Source organism: Desulfuribacillus stibiiarsenatis (genome assembly GCF_001742305.1).
Classification (GTDB): domain Bacteria; phylum Bacillota; class Bacilli; order Desulfuribacillales; family Desulfuribacillaceae; genus Desulfuribacillus_A; species Desulfuribacillus_A stibiiarsenatis.
In genome coordinates this window covers 135,166-145,447 of record NZ_MJAT01000033.1, presented here as the reverse complement: position 1 = coordinate 145,447, position 10,282 = coordinate 135,166, and the positions used below count along the sequence as shown (strand labels likewise).

Sequence of the window (10,282 nt, the reverse complement as noted above, 5' to 3'; positions counted from 1 at the left end):
CCTAATATAAAACTCTAACTTTTTAGGGTCACATCCATATGCAAAGGATTTTTATGAAAATATTTATTTCAATCGACAAAATATGACGATTTTCGAACAAGGGTTTCTGCTAATGGCGTCGAAATAAATTTATATTAGTAAAAATTTGTAAAAAGGAGTGTGCCTAAACTTATTAGAGTAACAAAGGCAGAAGAGAGAAGATAATACATGTATTACATAGCTTAAAACTTTCATGGTGTTCGAGGTGATGAAAAAATGTCTATTAAGTCAGCGAGATATATTAACGGTGAAGAAAAAGCTGAATATTTTCTTAATCAAGTTGATTCAAAGCTGTATAATAATAAGCTTAAAGGTTTTTTATTTTGTCCGACTGAAAGTTGCGTGGCAAGGGTTATCTTTAGTGGAGGTTCGAGAAAGTATTTCAAAACGTGGAATAAAGATGACCATATTGAAAAATGTATATATCAGTTTGAACGAATTAAAGGAAGAGTCGGAACAGATACCACTAATTTTATTAATGTTGAATTATCAGAGGAAAGAAAAAAGAGGGCGTTAAGAGAGGCTTACCTATTATATAATATGACAGAAGAAGAAAAAGCTCGGATTAGGGAGGATAAAAAAAATAAGAAGAATAATCCTACAACGGTTACAAAAAGAAAAAAACCATCAGTAAGTTTAGTGTTATCTGGCGGTACCGAAGAAGCTGAAATTGCGCGAAAAGGTTTAAGGGGTCCAAATCTACCAAAAAGAACAGTAGATATGTTAAAGGAAACCGATGAAAACACACCCAGACTAATTATGGGTATTGTTAAAGAAGTAATACTTCATGATGATAAAACAGCTACTATTATTGTAAGTCAAAATAATTCTGAAATACGTATTAAATTCCAGGAAGCTTTTATGGCAAACAGTCCAAATTACTTAGGTTTGTTTAATCATTTAAGGCGATATGTGCTAGAAAATGAAAATGCTGTATTCAGTGGTATTGGTGAGGTATGGAGATCTTCTCTGGAAAATAGCTTTATGTTATCTGTTTTTTATGGGGAAGACTTTGAAGTGAATCAAAGAACATTACTTTCTATTGCGGCTTACTACACTTTTACTGACCAGCACTATTAAGCTAGCAGATTTTCAAATTGGGCCATGGATATTTAGTCCTTATATTTTGCTCTACCACCATATCTAATCCGTTCAAAAAAGACTATACTCCATATAGAGGAAATACCAGCAGATGAAAAAGCAGTAATAACTGATTATTTTTAGTATAATATTATAACAAATCCCGCCTGCACCTCTTAACAACGTGTCCCAAGGTGGGCCGTTTTATTATAATAAATCCATTTCTGTACGGGTTATTTTTTTAGTAAGCAAGCACTTTAAAAACACTCGTTATGTGCGGCTGATATCAAATACAGTATTGAAATTGCTCAATTCCATCCATGAGTAAGTGAGTTATAGGAGACTAGAGAATATGCTAAAGAAAAAGAAAAATGAGATTACAATCCGTAGTTCAGCCGCAGAGTATCTGACTTTTGTCGCTTCAATGGGAGAAAATCAAGACAACTTTGAAATGCGATATGAGGATGAAAATATATGGCTGACACAAAAAATTATGGCTACTCTGTATGATGTGGAAACACATACAATTAACTACCATATCAAAAAGATATTTGTCGACTCGGAACAAGAGGAGAGTTCAGTTATTCGAAAATTTCGAATAACTGCTGCTGATGGTAAAACCTACGATACTAATCACTATAACTTGCAGATGGTTATTGCTGTGGGTTTTAAAGTGAATAATGAACGTGCTGTCCAATTCCGTAAATGGGCGAATCAGATTGTAAAGGATTACACGATTAAAGGTTGGGTTATGGATGATGAACGATTAAAAAGTGGATCATACATAACTGACAAATATTTCGAGGAGCAGTTAGCAAGGATAAGAGAAATTCGCGCCAGTGAGCGAAAGTTTTATCAAAAAATAACTGACTTATATGCAACGGCAATTGATTATGATAAAAACGCAAAATCTACAAAACGTTTTTACGCAACGGTACAGAATAAAATGCACTTCGCAGTTCACGGGCATACTGCTGCGGAACTTATCGTTGGCAGAGCAAATAGCGAAAAAGAGCATATGGGACTAACTACTTGGCAAGATGCCCCCGATGGAAAAATTAAAATTACTGATGTTACGGTTGCTAAAAACTATTTGTCCGAATTTGAATTGAATCAATTACATCGTATGGTAAGCTCATACTTAGATTTTGCTGAAAACATGGCCGAACGAAAAATTCCCTTAACCATGCAAGATTGGGAAACGCGGTTGAATGCCTTTATTGAAATGTTCCAATATGGTTTACTGAAAGATGCAGGAAAAGTAACAGCAGAAATAGCAAAATTACATGCCGAAAGTGAATTTGAAAAGTATCGCATCATTCAAGATAGGATTTTCATGTCTGACTATGACAAGTTTCTACTAGAATTTGCAGAGAAAGCAAAGAACATGGATGAGAAAGAATAAAACCCTCTCAGCATATCTTTTTATAAAGGGATATGTTGAGTGGGTATATTTTAGGGAAGGGTAATATGAAGCAAGCGAATTATCTCTTTCTCGGACTCTAGCACACGCTCTGCTATAAAGTCCATAAAAGGCCTATCATCCTTGTGAGCTCGTTCCAGTAAACTGATATACTCTTGTCGCAGGATTGGCGGAATTACAGCCATCATATATCCATCCTGAATAAGTGCCGTATTCATTAACAGTCGTGATATCCTTCCGTTGCCATCAATAAAAGGGTGAATAAATACAAACTTCTTATGAAGTTGAGCTGCAAACTCTACAGGGTGGTGTCTGTCTCGCTCCTTAAGCACCCACTGGAATAACTTCTCCATCTCCTCTTGAATTTTCTCAACTTTAGTAACGGCAAATTTAGAACCAGTTATGATAACAGGTCGGGTACGATACTGCCCAGCTGTCTCGGCATCTATGTCCTTATAGAACATCCGGTGCATAGTCATGGTGTCGGTTTCAGTGATCTGGCGGCTATTCAGCAACGTAAACATGAAGTCGTATGCTTGGGCATGACCAAGGGCCTCAAAAGTATCGCGGAGCGGTTTGCCTCCGACAGTTAATCCATCCTCTAGAAGAACCTTAGTTTCACTTTCGGTAAGTGTATTCCCCTCTATGGCATTGCTCGACCATGTAAGCCCTATGCGATAATAGGCTTTTATTCCATTCAGGAGCTCACCCTCAAACGGCCGATGTATATCAATTAATGACTTTAGCTGGTCAATTTTATCATAAATGTTCATTGTAGACCCTCACTTCACCATTTAGTATGTTACCCTTTCGCCATTAAGCATAACAAAGGAGCCTTCATATTTACAGCCTGTCGCCTCGGCGATGTGTTTAAGCTCATCAACTGTAAAACTCTCTCTTTTTAACTTCTGGCTGAATGCTTGCGGGCTTTTTCCGGCCATGCGACCAAGCTCTGAAACGCTGACGTCAAGTTTTACGCATAAAATTTTTAGTTGTTCAGATACAGACATGGAAAACCTCCTTAATCTTTAATGAAATTATAAATGATAATGTTTACGATTACAATGATAGCGTTTAATTTTTTAATGTATTTGTTTAAAATATATTCTGAGAATCCTGGATGAGAAAGAATGTCATGTCGAAATTTGCGAAAAATTTTAATTTGCCTATTGTAGATTCATGTATATACTGATAGAATAAAGAAGCGTTAATTGGAAAGCTACTATTCAATATATCTACTTGAGTCTTTCCACGCAGATAATTATGACCACTTCTTCATGAGGTTAAGGCCATACGGACAGCCGGGTCAAATGCCGATCGGCAACTTTAGTTGCTTTATTGATTGAGTTAAAAGCTCAAATTTTATAAGTTGGTTACTTTATAACCGGTGCATTGCACATCAACTTGTGAAACGATCAATAAGAGTGGTAAAAGTAATTATTTGCTATATAGACTCTGATGATAGTACGATATATCTGAATATTAAAAAGCTATTTACATAGGTCATGGGACTATACTGTATTGTTTAGTTATGACTGCGGTTAAAGTGTGCTTATAATTAATATTAATGGATTATATCAAAAGCAAGTGTTGTGCGCGATTATGCGTTTACACCTGCTTTTTTGTTGTTTTTCGGGTTGTTTTGCTCAGCTAAAAAATTAAATGGTTAGGAGACATGTGAAATGGGAAAAGCACTTATTATTGGTTGTGGCGGAGTAGGATCAGTAGCTATTCACAAGTGTGTTCAAAATAGTGAAGTATTCGAAGAAATCTGCATTGCTAGTCGTACGAAATCAAAATGCGATGCCTTAAAAGAAAAATTAGACGGCGGAAAAACTAAAATTACAACTGCACAAGTAGATGCAGATAATGTAGATGAGTTAATTGCTTTAATTGAACAAGTCAAGCCTGATCTTGTTATGAATTTAGCTCTACCTTATCAAGATTTAACGATAATGGATGCTTGTTTAGCAACAAAAACAAATTACTTAGATACTGCAAATTATGAGCCAGAGGATACGGCAAAATTTGAATATAAATGGCAATGGGATTACCGTCAGCGTTTTGAAGAAGCTGGTATTACTGCTCTTCTTGGTAGCGGCTTTGACCCTGGTGTAACAGGAGTATTCTCTGCTTACGCACTTAAGCACTACTTTGATGAAATAGAGTATATTGACATTCTTGATTGTAATGCTGGAGATCATGGATATCCTTTTGCAACCAATTTCAATCCAGAAATTAATATTCGTGAAGTATCAGCGAACGGAAGATACTGGGAAAATGGCGAGTGGATTGAAACGAAGCCAATGGAAATTAAAAGAACATATAACTTCCCTGAAGTAGGGGAAAAAGATATGTACCTTCTTTACCATGAAGAGCTTGAATCCCTTGCGGTAAATATGCCTGGATTAAAACGTATTCGCTTCTTTATGACCTTTGGACAAAGCTATCTTACGCACTTAAAATGTCTTGAAAACGTTGGAATGACTTCCATTGAGCCAATTGAATTTGAAGGTAAGCAAATTGTACCATTACAATTCTTAAAAGCAGTATTACCAGATCCTTCTTCATTAGGACCACGTACAAAAGGGAAAACGAATATAGGTTGTATCTTCCGTGGTAAAAAGAATGGACAAGACAAGACCTACTATGTATATAACGTTTGTGTTCACGAAAAGTGCTACGAAGAGGTGGGCTCTCAAGCGGTAGCATATACAACAGGAGTTCCCGCAATGATTGGTGCCATGATGTTAATGACAGGAACATGGGATAAAAAAGGTGTTTATAATATTGAAGAGTTCGATCCAGATCCATTTATGGAAGCACTGAATAAATGGGGATTACCATGGAAAGAAAGCTTTGATCCGGAGCTTGTAGACTAAGATGAAATTTACAGAGTTACCTACCCCGTGCTATGTAGTAGATGAGGCCCTATTAGAGAAAAATTTAAGAATCCTGCGTGGGGTCATGGACCGTACAGGATGCAAAATTGTTTTAGCTCAAAAAGCTTTTTCTATGTATAAAATGTATCCGCTCATTGGAGAGTATTTAACGGGTACAACTGCTAGTGGTCTCTATGAAGCTCGTCTTGGATATGAGGAAATGGGAAAAGAAAATCATGTCTTTGCTCCTGCATACCGTGATGACGAGATAGATGAGATTATATCCATTTGTGACCATATTATCTTTAACTCATTTTCTCAAATCGAAAGATTTAAAGATAAGGTTATGAAAGCTGGTAAGAAAATGGGATTACGAATTAATCCTGAATGCTCTACACAGATTGGTCATGCCATATACAATCCTTGCTCTCCTGGATCACGTTTTGGTGTAACAATAGAACATTTTCGCCCTGATTTGCTAGAAGGCATTTCTGGATTGCATTTTCACACATTATGTCAGCAAAACTCAGACGACTTAGAAAAAACACTAAATGCAGTAGAAGAAAAGTTCGGCCCTTGGCTATCACAAATGGAATGGATCAACTTTGGTGGTGGTCATCACATTACTAGAGAAGATTATGATATTCCTCGATTAGAAAGCTGCATTAAAAGAATGCAAGAAAAATATGGCTTAAGCGTATACCTTGAGCCTGGTGAAGCGGTTGCACTCAATGCAGGGTATTTAGTCACTACTGTTCTTGATAATCATATCAATGGAATCGATATCGCTATCCTTGATACGTCCGCATCTTGTCATATGCCAGATGTATTAGAGATGCCTTACCGCCCTCCTCTTTTTGGTTCTGGAGAAGCAGGTGAGAAACCTTATACGTATCGTCTAGGTGGTCAAACCTGCCTAGCAGGTGATGTCATAGGGGATTATTCCTTTGATGAGCCGTTAAAACCTGGCGATCGATTAGTGTTTGGAGATATGGCTATTTACTCAATGGTTAAGAACACGACCTTTAATGGTATGCCTTTACCTGCGATCGCACTTCAAGATAAAGATGGCGAATGTCAAATCGTCCAACAATTTGGATATCAAGATTTCAAGATGAGATTGTCTTAATAAATAACCAGGCTCTTTGATATGATGCCTCCAAGTATATTGGTCTAATTTTAATTAGACTGTCTACTTTGGAGGCATCAGTTCACTTTAGAGTCTGGTTTTCATTTTAAGCGGATGTATTCTTTTTTTCTCCCGTCTTTCATTCTATGCATGGCGTTCTTCTTTCTTTAGCAAGGAGAGAATGCACAGCTAAAAAGCTTATCAAAGTATGAGATCACTGGTTACACGAAGAATAGTGCTACACCAGGTGTAAATATTGGTAGTTGAAAAAAATAATAGTATAATAAAGAAAGCAAATAAGACGTGTTTGAGACGATAACTGAACTTAAAAGAACAATTGTTACTGGAGTATCCTGGTCAGGGAAGTCGTCGATTGTATTCGAGGCCATTACTCAAGAAGCTGGCCGTCAATTGAATGAAACCTTTGGTAAATTAGGAGAAAACTCATGAAGAAAATAAAGGTATGGTTGGAGCATAATTATATTATGGATTATTCTAAAGATGAATGGAGGAGGGTAACATGGAGAGAAAAATTAAGCAACAGGTAAGAGGCTATAGAACACAAGATGGTGCAGGAGTGAATTTAGTCAGAGTTTTGGGGAACAGAACTATTCAGGAATACGATCCGATTTTAATGCTCGATTCCTTTGACAGTACCAATCCCGATGATTACACTGCGGGATTTCCCATGCACCCTCACAGAGGAATCGAAACTATCAGTTATGTGTATCGTGGATATATGACACATAGAGATAGCCTGGGTAATGAGGATACAATTGGAGAAGGAGAAGTCCAATGGATGACAGCTGGTTCTGGTATTTTACATGAAGAAAAAATACCGGCATCCACAAGATTGCTTGGAGTGCAGTTTTGGCTTAATCTTCCGGCAAAGGACAAAATGGCTCCGCCGGCTTATCGCAGTATCAAGAACTCTGAAATTGAAGAAATTGAGCTGGAGAACGGCAAGCTGAGATTGCTCGCTGGCGAATATGAGGGAAGAAAAGGATATGTGAGCAAATATCTTCCGCTGGATTATTACGACATACACCTAAACCCGCATTCACCTATGGTCTTAAATACAGAAGGAGAGCGCTCCGTCATGGTGTTTACCTTATTAGGGGACGCATATGTAGGTGGAGAGTTGATAAAAGAAAAGACAGCGGTAAAACTTACCTCCGGCGACCATGTTGAGATAATGGCTACGGATAAAAGTGCCCAAGTGTTATATATAAGTTCGAAACTCCTAGCGGAACCAGTAGTTTGGGGTGGTCCTATAGTCATGAATACTAAGGAAGAATTGGATAAAGCTTTTGACGATTTGAAAAAAGGCACGTTTTTGCAAAACAGCATCTCTTACTAGTTTACTTTAGTAGGCTAATATATTAAAATGGTAACTTAGAGAAGAACATTTATTTAATAGAAAATGGGGGATGGAAAATGAAAAAGTATTTAATTTTGATTTTATCATTAGTCTTAGCAGTAACAGTATTAACAGCTTGTGGTGGAAATAGCAGTAAAAGCGGTAATGAAGTTAAGGATACTTTTATAGTTGGATTTGACAAAGAGTTTCCTCCAATGGGGTACGTTGCTGATGATGGTTCTTTTGTTGGTTTCGATTTAGACCTTGCGAAAGAAGTTGCAGATCGCTTAGGCTATACATTAAAGCTTCAACCTATCTCTTGGTCAGCTAAGGATATGGAGCTTGAATCTGGTAACGTCGATGTCGTTTGGAATGGATTTACTATAACTGAAGCACGTAAAAGCGAATATACTTGGACTCAACCATATATGGAAAATAACCAAGTTGTTGTAGTACTAAAGAATTCTGATATTACAACACTGGCTGATGTCGCAGGCAAATCTGTAGCTGTACAAGATGATTCTAGTGCACTTACTGCGATTGAAGGAAATGTTGCATTGAAAGATTCTATTGGTAATCTTGTAAAAACGCAAACGAATTTAAATGCGTTGATGGAACTAGAGTCTGGTGCAGTTGATGCAGTTGTTATGGATGAGATTGTTGCGCGTTTTAATATTGAGAAAAAAGGTGCTAACTATAAAGTGCTAGATGAGTCAGTTGGCGCAGAAGTATTTGGCGTTGGATTTAAGCTAGGAAATACTGAATTGCGTGATAAAGTTGAAGCAACTCTTCTTGAGATGGCTGCTGATGGTAAGCTTGCAGAAATCTCAGAATCATGGTTTGGTAAAGATATAACAATTATCGGGAAATAATTAGCAGCTTAGGCGTTACAGGAGTGGAAACATTATGTTAGAAGGTATCATTTCAAATGATTTGGCTGTGATATTCAGTCAACTTTCTGTAGGTCTAATGACTACAGTCAAAATATTTATTCTTACACTTGTGTTTTCACTACCGTTTGGTTTATTGGTAGCATTCGGGCGCATGTCTAAAAATAAAATATTGCGCTGGAGTATGAAGATTTATATCTCTATTATGCGTGGCACGCCACTTATGCTACAGTTAATGGTGGTATATTTTGGACCATATTATATTTTTGGTGTGTCAATTAGTGGCGAATATAGATTCTATGCTGTTATTATAGGTTTCGTGTTAAATTATACAGCGTATTTTGCTGAGATTTATCGAGGCGGCATAGAATCTATGCCTAGTGGGCAATATGAAGCTGCACAAGTGTTGGGTTTTAACAAGGTCCAAACATTCTTCCGGATTATCTTTCCACAAGTTATCAAACGGATTCTGCCATCAATAACGAATGAAGTAATCACGTTAGTTAAGGACACGTCATTAGCGATGGTGATATCTGTTGGAGAAATGTTTACTGCCGCAAAGGCACTCGCATCAGCTAAATCATCAGTACTGCCGTTCGTTGTCGCTGGTGCATTCTACTATATCATGAACTATGTAGTAGCTTGGATTATGGAAGGTTTCGAAAAACGGATGAATATTTATAAATAGGGGCTATCAATTTATGACTTTGCTAGAAATGAAGAATATTGGTAAAGCGTTTGGTGATAACGAAGTATTGAAAGATATTTCAATGACAGTATCCCAGGGACAGGTGGTCGGGATAATTGGTCCATCTGGCTCAGGGAAATCCACATTACTTCGTTGTGCAACTATGCTTGAAACAGTTGATACAGGTTCTATCTATTACAAGGGAGAACCAATGGTTGTAAACGATACAAACGGGAAAGCTGTTTATGCAAACTCCTCTCAACTGAAAAAAATTCGTTCATATTTTGGGCTCGTTTTTCAGAATTTTAATCTATTTCCGCATTTTACGGTACTTCGTAACATTACGGAAGCACCAATTAATGTAGGCAAACAGACGAGAGAGCAAGCGAATGAAATTGCTATGCATTTATTGCAGCAGATGGGCCTAGCTGATAAAGCTGATACCTACCCATATCAGCTTTCGGGTGGTCAACAACAACGCGTATCCATTGCTCGTGCCCTTGCACAAAATCCTGATATACTTTTTTTTGATGAGCCAACGAGTGCACTAGATCCTGAACTTACAGGGGAAATTTTGGCTGTTATCAGGGAGTTAGCTAGTAAGCATATGACTATGGTGATTGTAACTCATGAAATGAGCTTTGCTAGAGATGTTGCTGATTACATTCTATTTATGGATAAAGGCGTTGTCGTAGAACAAGGCAATGCGGTAGACCTAGTGAATAATCCTCAGCATGAGCGTACGAAGCTATTTTTGAAACGGTTTGATAATAAATAACACAAAAAGCAGT

General features: G+C 37.3%; 11 protein-coding genes. 9 read left to right on the top strand and 2 right to left on the bottom strand.

All coding sequences use genetic code 11. The features are described 5' to 3' along the window. Positions 1–255 precede the first annotated feature (255 nt). Both BHU72_RS10005 and BHU72_RS10000 read left to right on the top strand, forming a co-directional pair. A complete protein-coding gene (locus tag BHU72_RS10005; RefSeq protein WP_069702494.1) occupies positions 256–1,119 on the top strand; it encodes a hypothetical protein in 864 nt (287 codons plus the stop codon). Between the two features lie 352 nt (positions 1,120–1,471). Then, complete coding sequence (locus tag BHU72_RS10000; protein ID WP_069702493.1) at positions 1,472–2,524, top strand: virulence RhuM family protein; 1,053 nt, start codon at positions 1,472–1,474, stop codon at positions 2,522–2,524. A gap of 50 nt (positions 2,525–2,574) precedes the next feature. Here the strand turns inward: BHU72_RS10000 and BHU72_RS09995 are convergent, their stop codons facing one another. Together BHU72_RS09995 and BHU72_RS09990 are read right to left on the bottom strand one after the other, a co-directional pair. Further along, the gene (locus tag BHU72_RS09995; protein ID WP_069702492.1) at positions 2,575–3,315 is read right to left on the bottom strand and encodes a Fic family protein; all 741 of its coding nucleotides are present in this window, start codon (positions 3,313–3,315) and stop codon (positions 2,575–2,577) included. A gap of 21 nt (positions 3,316–3,336) precedes the next feature. Beyond that, a complete protein-coding gene (locus BHU72_RS09990) occupies positions 3,337–3,552 on the bottom strand; it encodes a helix-turn-helix domain-containing protein (protein WP_069702491.1) in 216 nt (71 codons plus the stop codon). A gap of 672 nt (positions 3,553–4,224) precedes the next feature. Between BHU72_RS09990 and BHU72_RS09985 the strand changes: the two genes are divergently transcribed. The 7 genes from BHU72_RS09985 (at position 4,225) to BHU72_RS09960 (ending at position 10,269) form a co-directional block, all read left to right on the top strand. Next, entirely contained in the window at positions 4,225–5,424 is a 1,200-nt protein-coding gene (locus BHU72_RS09985; RefSeq protein WP_069702490.1) for a saccharopine dehydrogenase family protein, read from the top strand. Position 5,425: 1 nt separating this feature from the next. Further along, positions 5,426–6,553, top strand: coding sequence for a carboxynorspermidine decarboxylase (gene nspC / locus BHU72_RS09980; protein WP_069702489.1), 1,128 nt, complete (start codon positions 5,426–5,428; stop codon positions 6,551–6,553). A gap of 303 nt (positions 6,554–6,856) precedes the next feature. Continuing rightward, entirely contained in the window at positions 6,857–7,003 is a 147-nt protein-coding gene (locus tag BHU72_RS15885) for a hypothetical protein (RefSeq protein ID WP_176720456.1), read from the top strand. Positions 7,004–7,073: 70 nt separating this feature from the next. Continuing rightward, positions 7,074–7,913 carry a pirin family protein gene (locus tag BHU72_RS09975; protein ID WP_069702488.1) on the top strand — a complete coding sequence of 280 codons (840 nt, stop codon included), beginning with the start codon at positions 7,074–7,076 and terminating at the stop codon, positions 7,911–7,913. A gap of 77 nt (positions 7,914–7,990) precedes the next feature. Then, entirely contained in the window at positions 7,991–8,785 is a 795-nt protein-coding gene (locus tag BHU72_RS09970) for an amino acid ABC transporter substrate-binding protein (RefSeq protein WP_069702487.1), read from the top strand. 34 nt (positions 8,786–8,819) lie between these two features. Beyond that, positions 8,820–9,491 carry an amino acid ABC transporter permease gene (locus BHU72_RS09965; RefSeq protein WP_069702486.1) on the top strand — a complete coding sequence of 224 codons (672 nt, stop codon included), beginning with the start codon at positions 8,820–8,822 and terminating at the stop codon, positions 9,489–9,491. 13 nt (positions 9,492–9,504) lie between these two features. Further along, a complete protein-coding gene (locus BHU72_RS09960; RefSeq protein ID WP_069702485.1) occupies positions 9,505–10,269 on the top strand; it encodes an amino acid ABC transporter ATP-binding protein in 765 nt (254 codons plus the stop codon). Positions 10,270–10,282: the final 13 nt, after the last annotated feature.